Below are 15,554 nucleotides of genomic sequence, written 5' to 3'. Positions count from 1 at the left end.
GTCACCACCGACGTCTCGGAAGGCAAACGACCACTGACAGGAAAAACCGGAGGAGCCCAAGCTTTAGCTATGGAATTGTTTTTCATTTCGGACATACAGCGGGCTCCTTCATTTGCTTAGGCTCTTTAATCGGGTTGTTCGGCGAGCCGTAGCCCCAGCAAGAAGTGGTGACTTTGACCTGATTACAGACTAAAAAATGCACCTTAAGATCACAAGACTCTGTACCTGGCCACTCTGGTATATCCACTGTGGCGCTGTGACGCTGGAAGCTAGACTCCGCTTTAGCCATAGCAACCTTAAATTCCTTTGTTCCAAGAGGAGGCATTTTTGCAAAAGGGTCAGGGTCGACTTCCCACTCGACATTAGCCTTCAAACCAGGTCGCCACTTAGTCGGCATGATGATGCAGCACGAACTCCCGCCTCCTCCATGGGCCCTGTAACCATTGACCGAAAACCAATTGATTGCACTCAAGGTATGGTTGACGGCCTGTATATTTCCGGCCGCCATTTCGTTATCCGCAGAGGAACATCCGAACAGCATTAAGGCCAACAAGCCACACAACCCTTGCATCAGCAATTTTCTCATCATTAATTTCATAGCCTTAAACCTCCCTGACCACAACCAAACTAAAAATGTTGCGCACGTAACTAAATAGTCACTCCAAGGTTTGTTTTTGTAATTGGCGGTCACCACCGACGTCTCGGAAGGCAAACGACCACTGACAGGAAACCTGGGAGGGGCCCAAGCTTTAGCCACTGAGTTATTTTTCACTTCGGGCATACGGCTGGCTCCTTCATTCCCATAGGGTCTTTAATGGGATAATTGGGTGAACTAGGTGCCCAGCACGAACTCGTGAGTTTTATCTTATTGCAGACCAAAAAATGCACAGTCAGACCACATCTTTTAGTTTCCGGCCACTCCGGAATATCCACTGTGGCCCTGTGGTGCTGATAATTGGCTTTATGTTTAGCTTGTGCAGCTCGATAGCCATCAGTTCCTAACGACGGCCATTTTGAGTAAGCAAAAGTATCAGGATCGACTTCCCATTCGATATTAGCTTTCAAACCAGGACGCCATTTAATCGGCATGATAATGCAGCAAGATCGCCCGCCCCCTCCGTCAGCTCTATAACCATTGACCGATAACCAATTGATTGCACTCAAGGTATGGTTGACGGCCTGTATATTTCCGCCCACCATTTCGTTATCCGCCGAGGAACATCCGAATAACATTAAGGCCAGCAAGCCACACAATCCTTGCATCAGCAATTTTCTCATCATTAATTTCACAGCCTTAAACTTCCATGATCACAGCCAAACTAAAAATGTCGCGCACGTAACCAAACAGTCACTTCAGAACTACTAATTGCGCGCACCAAAACAGAAGCCCATATCAAGGCCCAAATTTTTGAGTGCCACTTCATCCGGCCCGCCGTCCGCGAGGCAGTATTTATCTCTAAGATACGCACTGAATTTTCGTTCTTCGACTATCTTTTTTTGATGATCGCTATACAACATCACTGTATCGACCACGAAATCTACGGGCATACTGAGCAGAGTGGCAAAAAGGCACACTATGCTTAGATAACAAAACATAGGTACGTAGTCGTAGCTACCGCGGCCTTCCAACGAAAGCAATCTCCAGTCATATCGAACACCTGCATAGTAGTGACCTGAGTTACTGTAGACTTTCGATGACTCGCCTCGCTCAACTAATGTTCCGCAGCCGGCAGTAATGGCTACGAGGCCAAACAACGCGATCAAAAGCAATCGCTTCAGCACACCGAACTCTTGCCTGAACGAATTTTCTGTATTCCGAACAAACTGACCATCCAATGCTGCTTGTTTGAAGCTCACAGTTTTAGCCTCACGTATTCTGTCAAATCACCAAAGTAGTTTTCCTGGCTGGCCTGTACGACTAATGCATATAAAGAGGCGAAAACCAGCTCCCGACTCTCTTCCAAGCCATCAAAATTCCCGCCATCCAGCAGTTTCTGTGCATCTCCAATACAACCGATCAAATCGCATTGCTGATCGCTGAGCTCCAGGAACGGGCTAACTTCGATACTGCCCTGATGTACCTGGCAATTACCTTGCAACCATTGCGACTGATCATCCCGATCCAGCCAGCCCCAATAGCAGGCCGTTTGCAGATATTCGCCACGCTGGTCAGTGGTCAGGATCGACGACATCAGCAAGGGAAAAATTCGCGGGTCGTAATAACGCAACAAGCCTGCCTGCCCACCCCACTGCATTTGCGACAGGGCTTGCAGGGCGTGGCTCAATGCCTCGAAGGGTAATGGAGAGATCACCACCACCAGCCTGGCATCGGCGGCGCAGTGAGTCATCAACTCCTCCAACCAGGCTTTATGTTGCCAATGCGCCAGATCCAGACGCATCAACAGAGGGGCCTGATCCAGCAGGTTTTCTTCGGGCGTACCGCTGAACAGTGAGAACCACGGAACTTCTGGCCTCAACATCTTCAGCGCAGGTACTGCGCAGTTGTTCCAAGCGGATTGGTCGAGCAGTAGATCAACCTGTTGGATGCCGACGCTGGCACATACCTGTTCGATCTGCTCTTGCCATTGAGTAGGTGTTGTCATCTGCATTCCCCTTCGATCAACCTTCGCGTTTCAGTAAACCGATGGCATTTTTTCGAGCCCTTTCAAGGCACTCTTTACACACCGACTGCGGCAACTCAGGCATCGGAAAACTCTGGCTGGTCGTGGTTTCCCAGACGTGTTGGCCCTTAAGGTTGAGCTTGCCAGGGGTGTGGATGTCGATAGCCCCGGCTGGGGTGATGCGGATGTAACCGCCGCCGCAAGCCAGGGTGATGCCATTTTTGGCGGTCAATTGCAGGTGGCCTTGTACCGACTGCATGGTGATGTCTTGCTGGGCAATCAGATTCAACACGTCGCCGTGGGACTCAATTTCCAGCGGCCCCTTGCCGGACACCAGGCGCATGCCTTCCTGCTGGGCCAGCAGGGAGATGCCTTGATTGGCATGGGCAGACAAGCGCTGGGCGGCGGCCAGGTTGATCTCGTCGTTGCTTTGCACGTACAGCGCGTCGCCGCTTTTGAGCAGCAAGCTGGCAGGGGTCACTGCACCGATGCCCTTGGGGGCGCTGAGCAGGATGGCCGAGGCGTTCAGGTCTTGGGCGCTGTCCTGAAACTGTTGCAAGCCGTCGATGGCGGGCTGACGGCTATGGTGCGCCTGAGCGATCTCCTGCCAATCGGCAATTTGCTGTTTCGCGCCCTGGACCTGACTGGAAGCAGGTTCCATGGCCAGTACGTCACCGGTGGCCTGGGCCTGTTCATCAGCACTGATAAACACCCCTTTCCCGCCACGAATTGCGCCCCAACCGTCAGTACGCAGTTCAAACCCTTCGCCACGTTTTTTGCGCTCGGCATCCACCAAATGCCCCAAGTTGAGTTGACTCTTACCACTGTGCTCGGTACTGACCTTGACGTGCTCCTGCCCCCGCGTGTCATCCATACGCAGTTTGTTATTCGCCGGCGTACGCAGCACGTTGCGTTTGTAGTTACGCAAGGTCACGTGGTCAACGTGCTGGCTGTCGTGCAACGCATGGGCAATGTAGGGCCGGTCTGGGTCGCCCTGTTCGAAGGCGATGGCCACTTCGGTGCCGGGGATCAGCGGCAGGTGCAGGCCGTGGGTGTCGCCGGCGTATGGGCGGGCCAGGCGTAACCACAGGCTTTCTTCGCCGGGTTTCCAGCTGTCGCGGTCGAAGAGGAAGTTAACTTTGTATCGACCTTCGATATCGATATGGCCGTACGGGTCGTGCTCCTGCGGGCTGGTGACGCGGGCCGGGACGGTGCCGGCGATTTGTGGCTTTTTTTGCAGCGGGGGGCGGAAGCACACAGTTTCCGAGTAAGGAATCGCCTCAAAGTTGACCTCAAAACTGCGATCACGAGCAGCACGGGTGGTCAGGTGGGTAATCACCGCACCGGGACCAAAGGCTTGCGGGGCGCCGCCGGAGATTTTCAGGACTTGGCCGGGTGCCAGGGTGGCGCTGCTGCTGGTGCCGCTGAGATGAGTCTGGTCGTTGAGGTAGCGTTCGTGACGCAGGCGCGCGTAGAAAAAACCGCTTTCGCTTTGCAGGTCTTCGTCCTGGGCATGAGGATCGCCGAGGCCGGTGTAGGGTTCAGCGTAGTGATAGGCCTCGCCGTAGGTGGTACTCGCGCCACGGCTTTGGTCGACGTCGCCGTTGAGTTGGGCATTGGCGACACGGTGGTAGTAGGCGCGGATGTTGACGTGCTGCTCCACCACCTGATGGCTCGATTGCAAGGCCCACACGCCGTCTTGCCCGCTGCTGCTGGTGCCGGACTGCGGACGGTAAGGCAGCTCGACGTCGAACTGGTAGTGACGCTGATCATCGTGAAATTCCACCACGTCGATGTTCAGGCGTTCGTCGCGGGTGAGGCGGTACCAGATGCCCACGTCGGCCAGCAGACGCGAGATAAAGGCCAGGTCGCTTTCGCCGTATTGCATGACCTGTTCGCGCTTGGGGTATTCGCGCACCAGGCTGAAGAGAAAGTCCTGGCCTTCAAAATCGTGGCGGCTGCGCAGGATACTTTCGACAATGTCCGGTACTGATTGGTGTTGATAGATACGAAATTGTTGGCCCCGTCCCAGCAACGCCAGACGCGGTTCCAGGATGACTTCGTAGCGGGCTTCGTCCAGCGAGCCGGACAGGCGCTTGAATCCGGTGACCACGCCATGAAGTGTGCGCAGTGGTTTAACCGCCAGTGGGGTGAAACCGCGCCTCTGCACATTTTGCGGCGCACCATTCATGCTGAAACTGGCACTCTGCCCAATCATGGCACCGGCAGTAAGATCACGCTCGATACAGGTGAACTCAACACGATAGACAAAGGGCAGGCTAAGCCGCTCTTCGCCGGTGAAATTCAAGACATCAAGGCGGGGCTCAACGTTGCGCACCCTCAGGGTGTGTCGGCTGTGGTCGAAAAAGGGAGTCGAATTCATTGGAGCTCCCTATTCAGCACACAAGACACTGGGTCGCCCCTTCGCTGAAACGTGTGGCTCGAACCTGCTGATACAGTGCTGGATATCATTCATGTCAGTCCCTGGGTAAGCCTCTTCACAAAGAGCCAGGAGGGTAAAGGCTCTTTCTCACCCAGTAATGTCGGAGCATTCGTCTTTCCCAGAAGGGAACTTCTCGATTCCTTTTTCTCACCTTGAGCACCGGGATCGGCACGACGTCATTGAGGCTCACAGTGGCCAATATCGGCCTGGGTGGCCCTAGCAAAAAAACTGCTGGCAAAACGGCACAAATCTATGCGCCACTAGCACCCTTCCTTTAATTGCGCGTACAAGGGCAGCGCCATCGCCGCCCCGTTTGGAGATTCCCGCCATGAGCGAGAGTGTGTTTGCCGATCGCATCGTGCAGAACCTGCTCGACACCGACTTCTACAAGCTGACCATGATGCAGGCGGTGCTGCACAACTACCCCAATGTGGAAGTTGAATGGGAGTTCCGTTGCCGTAACAGCGAGGACCTGCGCCCCTACCTGGCAGAAATTCGCTACCAGATCGAGCGCCTCGCCGAGTTGAGCCTGAGCCCGGATCAGTTGGGCTTCCTGGAACGCATCAGCTTTATGAAGCCGGACTTCCTGCGCTTCCTTGGCTTGTTTCGCTTCAACCTGCGCTACGTGCAGACCGGCATTGAGAACGGCGAGCTGTTTATCCGCCTGCGCGGCCCCTGGCTGCATGTGATTCTGTTTGAAGTGCCGTTGCTGGCCATCGTCAGCGAAGTACGCAACCGTTATCGCTACCAGACCATCATCCTGGAGCAGGCCCGTGAGCAGTTGTATCGCAAGTTCGACTGGCTGACCGCCAACGCCAGCAGCGATGAGCTGGCCGAGTTGCAGGTCGCGGACTTCGGTACCCGCCGGCGCTTTTCCTACCGCGTACAGGAGGAGGTGGTGAATGTGCTCAAGCACGACTTCCCCGGCCGCTTCGTCGGCACCAGCAACGTGCACCTGGCCCGCGAGCTGGACATGAAGCCCCTGGGCACCATGGCCCATGAATGGATCATGGCCCACCAGCAACTGGGCCCGCGCCTGATCGACAGCCAGATCGCCGCCCTCGATTGCTGGGTCCGCGAGTACCGTGGCCTGCTGGGTATCGCCCTGACCGACTGCATCACCACCGATGCCTTCCTCAGCGATTTCGATCTGTACTTCGCCAAGCTGTTCGACGGCCTGCGCCATGACTCCGGCGACCCGGTGCAGTGGGCCGAAAAAGCCATCGCCCACTACCACAAGCTGGGAATCGAGCCGATGAGCAAGACCCTGGTGTTCTCCGACAGCCTGACGCTGCCCAAGGCCCTGGAGATTTTCCGTGCGCTGCGCGGGCGGATCAATGTCAGCTTTGGCATCGGCACCAACCTGACCTGTGACATTCCAGGTGTGGAACCGATGAGCATCGTGCTTAAAATGACCGCCTGCAATGGCCAGCCCGTGGCGAAGATCTCCGATGAAGCGGGCAAGACCCACTGCACGGATCCGAACTTCGTCGCCTATTTGCGCCACGTTTTCAAAGTACCTGCCATCTCTAGCGAGGAGTGAATCATGCAAGCCGTACAGCGTGAGATTGCCCAACAGCTCAAGGTCCAACCACCGTTCCAGGACCACGCCGCCCTTGAGGCGGAAGTGGCCCGGCGGATTACCTTTATCCAGGACTGCCTGCTCAACTCGGGGCTCAAGACCCTGGTACTGGGCATCAGCGGCGGTGTCGACTCCCTGACCGCAGGCCTGCTGGCCCAGCGGGCGATGAAAGAGCTGCGCGCGCTCAAAGGTGATGAGGCTTACCGCTTTATCGCGGTGCGCCTGCCTTACGAGACCCAGTTCGACGAGCACGATGCCCAGGCCAGCGTGGACTTTATCAACCCCGACGAACGCCACACGGTCAATATCGGCCCGGCGGTCAAGGCCCTGGCCAACGAAGTAGCGGCCTTCGAAGGCAAGGCTGCGGTGTCTCGTGACTTTGTGCTGGGCAATACCAAGGCGCGGATGCGCATGGTCGCGCAATACACTATCGCCGGCGCAGCGAGCGGCCTGGTGATCGGCACCGACCATGCGGCGGAAGCGGTGATGGGTTTTTTCACCAAGTTCGGTGATGGCGCGTGCGACCTGGCACCGTTGAGCGGGCTGGTGAAAAACCAGGTCCGCGCGATTGCGCGGCACTTTGGTGCGCCGGAGTCGCTGGTGGAGAAAATCCCAACGGCCGACCTGGAAGACCTGTCACCGGGCAAGCCGGATGAAGCGTCCCATGGCGTGACCTATACCGAGATCGATGCGTTCCTGCACGGCCAGCCGGTGCGTGAGGAAGCGTTCAGGATTATCTGCGAGACCTATCGCAAGACTGAGCACAAGCGGGTGATGCCGTTTGCGCCTTGAGGTGAGGCGGGGGGTTGTGTATTGATTGTCAGGCCGCTATCGCGGGCAAGCCCGCTCCCACATTTGAATGTATTCACAAATCAAAATGTGGGAGCTGGCTTGCCTGCGATGAACGATAACGCGGTCTTGAGCCTTACTTCAGGGTCACAGTGCCTTTCATCATCGAGATGTGTCCTGGGAACGAGCAGAAGAACATGTACTTGCCGTCAGCCTTGAGCTTGGACACGTCGAAAGTCACCGAATCAGTCTCGCCAGCGCCGATGATCTTGGTGTGGGCGATGATGCGGGCGTCGTCTTTTTTCAGGTAGTTGTTGTCGATACCGGCAGCCATGCCTTCGGTTGCAACCGGCTGCATATCAGCCTCAGTGGTCAGCACCCAGTTATGGCCCATGACGTTCTTTGGCAGGTTACCGGAGTGCTTGAGCTCAACGGTGAACGTCTTGCAGCTCTTGTCGATTTCAATGGCCTTGGTGTCAAAGGACATTTGGTCGGTGGAGTCGACAGTGACCTTGCACTCTGCAGCAAGCAACTGGCCGCTAGCCAGAGTCAGCAGGGAAACAGCAACGATTTTGGCAAACATGTGAATCTCCAAGGCAGGGTTTAGAAAACGCATATGCGACAAGGGTGCCTGAGGCAGGCAGATGTTCCAATGATCTGAATCAACAAATTGTATACAACTTTAGGCTATCAGACTGATCGACAGAATCAACCAGCCAAAGTGCCGCACGGGGCCTATGATCGGCTCATCTTTGTTTCCTGGAGTCCGCCCCATGCACCTCAATAGCCTGTTATGCAGCCTGCTTGCCGCTTATGCCTGTGGCGCCAGCGGTACTTACGAAACGGTTAATGTCGACTAACGTTTAACCTAGAGAGGCGATTCTGAAACCCGATTAACCCTTGGGGCACGTTTAAAGGCAGAATACCCGCCGCTCAACCTCACCTTCGACCCCAGAGGATCGCCCATGGCAAAACCTAATTACTCCTTCGCCAAACGTCAGAGAGACTTGGCCAAGGAACAGAAGAAAGAGGAAAAGCTGCAACGCAAGAAAGCTGCGGCCGACGAAGAAGCAGGCGCACTGAACCCGGATGCCGAGGGTGAAGTGGCTGCTGACGATACCCAAACACCGAAAGACCAGGCACCCGAGGCCTGAGTAACCACACAGGCTTATGTAGGAGTCGGCTTGCCGGCGATGGCGGCGCCCGGTAGACCACTGTCGCCGGCAAGCCGGCTCTTACAGTGGGTCTAATGGCATCACCGTCACCCGCACTTCCGGGTCATGGCTGCCCCCTCCCAGGATCACCCCGCGCAACGGCGAGACATCGGAGAAATCCCGGCCCCAGGCCAGGGTGATGTGTTCCAGTGCCGGCTGCACATTGTTGGTCGGATCAAAATCCACCCAGCCCGACAACGGGCAAAACACCGACACCCATGCGTGCGACGCATCGGCGCCGATCAGCCGTGGCTGGCCGGGCGGCGGCTGGGTCAGCAGGTAGCCACTGATATAACGCGCCGCCAGGCCCCGTGAGCGCAGGCAGGCGAGCATCAGGTGGGCAAAGTCCTGGCACACCCCCCGTCGACGCTCCAGCACCTCCACCAGCGGCGTGGCCACCTGGGTGGCTTCGGCATCGAAGGTGAACTCGCAAAAAATCTTCTCCATCAACGCCTGTACCCCCAGCAACAGCGGCCGGCCGGGCGCAAAGCAGCTCTCGGAGAACTCGACGAAGTTTTTCTTCAAGTGCACGTAGGGCGACTCGAAACGATAGCGGCACGCCTCGATGGCCTCCAACGACAATGGCTGGCCGCTGTAGGTCAGGCGGTTGCGGGTCTGGTCCCAGGGCGGTGACTGGCTGAAGTCCAGCACGGGCCGGGCCAGCACTTCCACGGTCAAGCCAGCGTTGACCAGCAATTCATCATGGGGCCGCTCGAACGCCAGCCGGGTGATCGGGTTGCCAAACACGTCCAGCTCATCACGACGCGCTGTCGGCTCGGGGCTGATCTCCAGTTGCCGCGAGGTACAGCGCTGCCAGGCACACGGGCGCGGCCATAAGTGCGCCAGTTGCTGGGCCAGGGACACCGGGCTGTCATAGTGGTAATGGGTATCGTGGAAAATCTGGTAGCGCGCGCTCATCACACAGACACCGTTTGCTGGCTGACATCATCTACATGGGCAAAATGGCGCAGGGCCAGGCGATCGGAGACCTGCCCGCTTTCATCGGCGACGGCCTGCAGCAGGTCCGCCAGGCCATCGAGGGCCGCGCGCACGCTGGCATCACCAAACAGCGGGTTTTCCAGGCAGCCCAGGTCAAAGCGCGCCAGACGCTCCACCAGCGGCGCCAGTCCGGCCTCGCGGGGCACGCCGAAGTCATCGTTGAGCCGACGCAAGGTGCGGCTCACCAGCTTGAGCTGGAACAGCACCGCATGGGGGTTCTGTTCATCCAGCAACAACAGGTCCAGCACCGGAATCAATTGCGGCACCGCCAGGTAGCGCGAACGGTAGGTGATGCTGCTGTTGCCCAGCTCCAGCAACCACTCCAGCCCGGCCTGGTCGAACACCGCCACCCCGCGCAGGAAGGCCGCGAGGCTGCTGCTGAGAAATTGCAGGCGCTCGATGCGCCGACCCATCATCAAAAAGCGCCAGCCTTCGTCGCGGGTCATGTCGTCGAGGGCAAAGCCGGACAGCGCCGCCAGGGACATCACCAGGCGGTTGAGGAAGTCCAGCAACTGGCCAAAGTCCGGCGCTTCGCGCTCCAGCTCCAGGGCTTCGCGCTGCAGCTCCACCAGAGCCTGCCAGTTCTCTCGGGACAGCTTGCCGCGCACCTGGGACGCCGCCCACTGCAAGCGCTGCAGGTTGGCACGCAGGCTCGACGGCCAGTCATCACCGAGCAGGGCCTGTAGCAGGCGCTCGGGCAACTCGCCCTCCTCCGGCAGCAGGCGCAGGCTTTCGCCGAGTTCCACGGCGGCCTGCAAGGCCAACGGGTCGTCACCATCGACATAGCGGGCGAGGACGATGCGCAGCCAGCGCGCGCTGTCATCGCAGCGCTCGCAGTAGCGGCCGAACCAGAACAGGTTTTCTACCACGCGCGACGGCAGGTACGGGTCGCGGCGCACCAGGTCATGGGTGCCGATCACCCTCTGCGCGCGCCATTGTTCGCCGCCGGGGGCACGCTCGCCCAGCACCCAGGTGTCCTTGCTCGCCCCGCCACGCTGCATCGACACCACTTCGGCGTCCGCATGGGCCGCCACGCGGGTCAGGCCACCCGGCAGCACCCGATAGCCATCCTCACCGGCCACCGCGTACACACGCATGCCGATGGCGCGATGTTGCAGATGGTCATCCACGGTGTGCCAGACCGGCGCCTGAGACAGCTGCGCCAGCTCCTGGGCCACGTAGGCGTATGGGCGCGCCTGCATGCGTTCGGCCAGGGCCTGGCGTTGTTCGGCATTCAAGTCGCGGCCAAATACCGGGGCAAAACTCTGCGAGGGAAATGCTGGCTTGATCAGCAGCTCCGGCAGTTTTTCCAGGGCTTCGGCCAGCACCGGCGCTTCGCCGCACCACCAGGTGGCGATGGACGGCAGAATCAGTTCTTCGCCAAACAGAAACTGATTGATCTTCGGCAGGAAACCCAGCAGCCCAGGGGACTCCAGCACGCCGGCGCCCAGGGCGTTGGCCACCAGCACATTGCCCTGGCGCACCGCGTCCAGCAGGCCGGGCACGCCCAGGGCCGAGTCGGTGCGCAGCTCCAGGGGGTCGCAAAAATCATCGTCCAGCCGCCGCATGATCGCGTGCACGCGGCGCAGGCCGCTGAGGGTTTTCAGGTACACGGTGCTGTCGCGCACGGTCAGGTCGCCGCCTTCTACCAGGGGGTAGCCAAGCTGGCGGGCCAGGTACAGGTGTTCGAAATAGCTTTCATTGAAGCGCCCCGGGGTCAGCAGCACGATCAGCGGCGGCTGGTCATCGCCGGGGGCCTGGCGGGCCAGGGTTTCCTGCAGGGTGCGGAAGAACCCGGTGAGGTGCTGCACCTGCAAGTCGCGATACAAATCCGGGAATGCGCGGGAAACGATGGTGCGGTTTTCCAGGGCGTAGCCGGCACCGGACGGCGCCTGGGTACGGTCCGCCGTGACCCACCAGCGGCCATCCGGGGTGCGCGCCAGGTCCACCGCGTACAGATGCAGGAACACCCCATCAGGCGGCTGGATGCCCTGGCAAGGCCACAGGAAGTTGTTATGCCCAAACACCAGCTCTGCCGGCAGCAAGCCTTCGGCAATCAGGCGTTGCGGGCCGTACAGGTCGGCCAGCACCGCATTGAGCAAGCGCGCGCGTTGGGCAATGCCTGCCGACAAATGCGCCCACTCATCCGCCGCCAATACGTGGGGCAGCAGGTCCAGTTCCCATGGGCGATCGGCGCCCTTGGGGTCGGCATAGACGTTGTAGGTCACGCCGTTTTCCTGGATCTGCCGCGTCAACAACGCCTGGCGCTGGGCCAGTTGCGCCGGGGTGCTGCGTTGCAGATGGTCGAGCAGGCGCTGCCAATGGGCGCGCACGGCGCCGCTGTCATCCAGCAGTTCGTGATAGGTGCCCGCAGTCAGCGGGTAACGGTCGAGCAAGTCGGACATGGAACGCTCGGCAGGGGCAAGGGGGCTCAGATTAACCCAACAAACATTGCAAATCCTCTGTGGAAACTGGGCTTGCGTGGGAGCGGGTTTGCTCGCGATAGCGGTGTGTCGGCCAATGCATGTACTGGCTGATATTCCGTCATCGCGGGCAAGCCCGCTCCCACATAAGCCCGCTCCTATAGGTGGAGTTGTGTTTAGTCATTTTTATTGGCGAAGCGCCGCAGATCCAGGGTCATTGGCAGTTCATCGTTGATCACCACCGTCGGCACCGGTAATTTCCCCGGGCTGTGGCCCAAACGGAAGAACCGCGCCATGCGTCGGCTTTCCGCTTCGTTGGCATTCACCGGCAAGCTGTCGTAATTGCGCCCGCCCGGATGGGCCACGTGGTATTGGCAACCACCCAGGGAGCGTTGCATCCAGGTATCCAGCAAGTCGAATACCAACGGCGCATGCACGGCGATGGTCGGCTGCAGGCAATTGGCCGGTTGCCAGGCGCGATAACGCACACCCGCCACAAACTCGCCGACCCGGCCGGTAGCGTGCAGTGGCACGGCCACCCCGTTGCAGGTCAGCACATAGCGCTGCGGCGCCAGGCCGCTGAGTTTTACCTGCAAGCGCTCAAGGGATGAATCCACATAGCGCACCGTACCGCCCGCCGCGCCCTCTTCGCCCAGTACATGCCAGGGCTCCAGGGCCTGGCGCAGTTCCAGCTCGATACCGCTGACGGCATAGTCGCCGACCTTGGGAAAGCGAAACTCCAGGTGTGCCGCGAACCACTCGGCGCGCAGCGGATAACCGGCGGCGTTGAGCTCGACAATCACGTCGGCAAAGTCCTGCTCGATAAAGTGCGGCAGCAGGAAGCGATCGTGCAGCTCCGTGCCCCAGCGCGCCAGCTTCGGCGGCGCGTAGGGTTCACGCCAGAAGCGCGCCACCAGGGCGCGCAGCAGCAACTGTTGGGTCAGGCTCATGCGCGCATGGGGCGGCATTTCAAAAGCGCGCAACTCCAGCAGGCCCAGGCGCCCGGTGGCGCCATCTGGCGAGTAGAGCTTGTCGATGCAGAATTCGGCGCGGTGGGTATTGCCGGTGACGTCGATCAGCAGGTTGCGCAGCAAGCGGTCCACCCGCCACGGCGGGCATTCCTCGCCTGGCGCGGGCATTTGCGCGAAGGCGATTTCCAGTTCATACAGCGCGTCGTTGCGCGCCTCATCCACCCGTGGTGCCTGGGAGGTCGGGCCGATAAACAGCCCGGAAAACAGGTACGACAACGACGGGTGGTTATGCCAGTAGCTGATCAGGCTGCGCAACAGGTCCGGGCGGCGCAGGAACGGCGAATCCTTGGGCGTGGCCCCACCCAGCACAAAGTGGTTACCGCCGCCGGTGCCGGTGTGGCGCCCGTCGATCATGAATTTTTCGGTGGTCAGGCGGGTTTGCCGGGCCTCTTCATAGAGGAACTCGGTGCGCTCCACCAGTTCGTCCCAGGTGGCGGACGGCTGCACGTTGACCTCGATCACGCCAGGGTCTGGCGTCACACGAAAGTTGCTCAGGCGTGGGTCACTCGGCGGCTCGTAACCTTCCAGCAGCACCGGGCAATGCAGTTCCTGGGCGGTGGCCTCGATGGCACTCACCAACTCCAGGTAATCCTCGACCCGCTCCAGGGGCGGCATGAACAGGTAGAGCCGCCCTCCCCGCGCTTCGGCGCACAAGGCGGTACGGGTCAGCCAGTCGGCAGACTCGTCGATCTTGGGCACACGCTCATCGCTGGGCGCAGGCTCGCCAAGGCCTGGCGTGGTGATGGCCAGCGCCGGCAGATCCTGATTGGGATCGGTCGGATGCACAAAGGGGTAATCTGCCGCCGTCACCCAGGGCTGAGAGGCCAAGGGCAGGCGATAGCCCAGTGGCGAATCACCCGGCACCAGCCGGCAGTGGGTGTCGCGCAGGTACCAACGGCCGCTCTGCCAACGGTCGTTGGCCGCCGTGCGCGCCAGGGGCAGTACGTGGCCGATGACTTTATCCAGGCCCTGGCTGAACACCTTGCGCAGGCGTTCGCGCTCCAGCTCATCGTCCAGGCGCGAATCCTGGGGGCTGACGTTCTGCGGCAAGGCTCCTTCGCGCCACAGGTAGTAAAAATTGTCCTCGAAGGCCGGGAATACAAAGCGTGCGGGGAGCTTCAGGCGCTCGGCAATGCTCGCCAGGAAGCGCCCTGCCATCACGTCATCCGCACCGTAGTCCTGCTGCTCGTCGGCAATCAACGCGTCGTTGTGCCAGACCGGCACGCCGTCCCGACGCCAATGGCAATTGAGCGACCAGCGCGGCAGTTGCTCGCCGGGGTACCACTTGCCCTGGCCGAAGTGCACCAGGCCCTTGGGCGCGTAGTGCTTGCGCATGCGCTGGAACAGCTCGGCAGACAGCCGGCGCTTGTCCGGGCCGAGGGCGGCGGTGTTCCACTCGGCGCCGTCGGGGTCGTCGATCGAAACAAATGTCGGCTCGCCGCCCATGGTCAGGCGCACATCGTCCCTGAGCAGGTCGCTATCAATCTGCCGGCCCAGGGCCTGGATCGCCAGCCATTGCTCTTCGGTGTAGGGCTTGGTGACGCGCGGCGCTTCCCAGATGCGCTCCACCGACATTTCGTGGGTAAATTCGCACTCGCACGGTTCCACCAGCCCACTGATCGGGGCGGCAGACGATGGATCAGGACTACACGCCAACGGGATATGCCCTTCACCAGCGAACAGGCCGGAGGTGGCATCCAGGCCGATCCAGCCGGCACCGGGCAAGTACACCTCGCACCAGGCATGCAGGTCGGTGAAGTCCACCTCGGTACCGGAGGGCCCGTCGAGGGCCTTGACGTCGGCGGTCAACTGGATCAGGTAGCCGGAGACAAACCGTGCCGCCAAGCCCAGGTTGCGCAGCAATTGCACCAGCAGCCAGGCCGAGTCACGGCAGGAGCCGGAGGCGTTTTCCAGGGTGAATTCGGGGGTTTGTACGCCAGGCTCCATGCGGATCAGGTAGCCGATATCGGCGGCCAGGCGCTGGTTGAGGCCGACCAGGAAATCCACGGCCGGCAGCGGCGTGCGGTCGATACCGGCCAAGTACGCGGCAAACTTGGGGGTCAGCGGCAGGGTTTCCAGATACGGTGCCAGCTCGCGCTGCTCATCGGCGGCGTAGCTGAAGGGGATGTGTTCGGCGTAGGGCTCAAGGAAAAAGTCGAACGGATTGAACACCGCCATCTCGGCCACCAGATCGACCTCGATGCGCAGCTCGTCGGTCTTTTCCGGGAACACCAGGCGCGCCAGGTAATTGCCCTGGGGATCTTGCTGCCAATTGATGAAATGCTGCTCGGGCAGCACCTTCAGCGCGTAGGACAGGATCCGCGTGCGGCTATGGGCTGCCGGGCGCAGGCGTACAATCTGCGGGCCAAGCTCCACAGCGCGGTCGTAGCGGTAATGCGTAACATGGTGCAACGCGACATGAATCGACACGGCGGCCTCCTGCGAGCCAGGG

General features: G+C 59.9%; 12 protein-coding genes. 3 read left to right on the top strand and 9 right to left on the bottom strand.

Features of this window, described 5'->3' with window-relative positions:
- Window positions 1–82 precede the first annotated feature (82 nt).
- From ACO77H_RS02595 to ACO77H_RS02575, 5 genes are all read right to left on the bottom strand, one after another.
- Window positions 83–598, bottom strand: a complete 516-nt coding sequence (locus ACO77H_RS02595; RefSeq protein WP_432755732.1) for a DUF3304 domain-containing protein — start codon at window positions 596–598, stop codon at window positions 83–85.
- Window positions 599–768: 170 nt separating this feature from the next.
- Entirely contained in the window at window positions 769–1,281 is a 513-nt protein-coding gene (locus ACO77H_RS02590) for a DUF3304 domain-containing protein (RefSeq protein WP_432755731.1), read from the bottom strand.
- Between the two features lie 81 nt (window positions 1,282–1,362).
- Window positions 1,363–1,857: a YceK/YidQ family lipoprotein gene (locus ACO77H_RS02585; protein ID WP_432754962.1), complete on the bottom strand. Its 495-nt coding sequence runs from the start codon at window positions 1,855–1,857 to the stop codon at window positions 1,363–1,365.
- A complete protein-coding gene (locus ACO77H_RS02580) occupies window positions 1,854–2,609 on the bottom strand; it encodes a DUF4123 domain-containing protein (protein WP_432754961.1) in 756 nt (251 codons plus the stop codon). The genes ACO77H_RS02585 and ACO77H_RS02580 overlap by 4 nt, the downstream gene beginning before the upstream one ends.
- 10 nt (window positions 2,610–2,619) lie before the next feature.
- Window positions 2,620–5,004 carry a type VI secretion system Vgr family protein gene (locus ACO77H_RS02575; RefSeq protein WP_432754960.1) on the bottom strand — a complete coding sequence of 795 codons (2,385 nt, stop codon included), beginning with the start codon at window positions 5,002–5,004 and terminating at the stop codon, window positions 2,620–2,622.
- A 388-nt stretch (window positions 5,005–5,392) separates the two neighbouring features.
- Between ACO77H_RS02575 and pncB the strand changes: the two genes are divergently transcribed.
- Window positions 5,393–6,607: a nicotinate phosphoribosyltransferase gene (pncB, locus tag ACO77H_RS02570; protein WP_169952179.1), complete on the top strand. Its 1,215-nt coding sequence runs from the start codon at window positions 5,393–5,395 to the stop codon at window positions 6,605–6,607.
- Between the two features lie 3 nt (window positions 6,608–6,610).
- A complete protein-coding gene (nadE, locus tag ACO77H_RS02565) occupies window positions 6,611–7,438 on the top strand; it encodes an ammonia-dependent NAD(+) synthetase (protein ID WP_169952181.1) in 828 nt (275 codons plus the stop codon).
- Window positions 7,439–7,571: 133 nt separating this feature from the next.
- Here the strand turns inward: nadE and azu are convergent, their stop codons facing one another.
- Window positions 7,572–8,018 (bottom strand): azurin, encoded by a 447-nt coding sequence (azu, locus tag ACO77H_RS02560; protein WP_169952184.1) that lies wholly within the window; start codon window positions 8,016–8,018, stop codon window positions 7,572–7,574.
- Window positions 8,019–8,400: 382 nt separating this feature from the next.
- Here azu and ACO77H_RS02555 point away from each other — a divergent pair, with 382 nt between their 5' ends.
- On the top strand, window positions 8,401–8,589 hold the full coding sequence (locus ACO77H_RS02555) for a hypothetical protein (RefSeq protein ID WP_169952186.1): 189 nt from the start codon (window positions 8,401–8,403) through the stop codon (window positions 8,587–8,589).
- 81 nt (window positions 8,590–8,670) lie between these two features.
- On the opposite strand, the gene ACO77H_RS02550 is transcribed toward ACO77H_RS02555, so the two are convergent.
- The 3 genes from ACO77H_RS02550 to ACO77H_RS02540 form a co-directional block, all read right to left on the bottom strand.
- Complete coding sequence (locus ACO77H_RS02550) at window positions 8,671–9,567, bottom strand: transglutaminase family protein (protein ID WP_169952188.1); 897 nt, start codon at window positions 9,565–9,567, stop codon at window positions 8,671–8,673.
- Window positions 9,567–12,053 carry a circularly permuted type 2 ATP-grasp protein gene (locus ACO77H_RS02545; protein WP_432754959.1) on the bottom strand — a complete coding sequence of 829 codons (2,487 nt, stop codon included), beginning with the start codon at window positions 12,051–12,053 and terminating at the stop codon, window positions 9,567–9,569. The genes ACO77H_RS02550 and ACO77H_RS02545 overlap by 1 nt, the downstream gene beginning before the upstream one ends.
- A 194-nt stretch (window positions 12,054–12,247) precedes the next feature.
- Complete coding sequence (locus tag ACO77H_RS02540) at window positions 12,248–15,532, bottom strand: DUF2126 domain-containing protein (RefSeq protein WP_432754958.1); 3,285 nt, start codon at window positions 15,530–15,532, stop codon at window positions 12,248–12,250.
- Window positions 15,533–15,554 lie beyond the last annotated feature (22 nt).

This window comes from Pseudomonas sp. WMBT8 (assembly GCF_050916005.1).
In the GTDB taxonomy this organism is placed as follows: Bacteria; Pseudomonadota; Gammaproteobacteria; order Pseudomonadales; family Pseudomonadaceae; genus Aquipseudomonas.
Note: the sequence above shows the minus strand (reverse complement) of the source record. Positions and strands in the feature narration are given on the sequence as shown.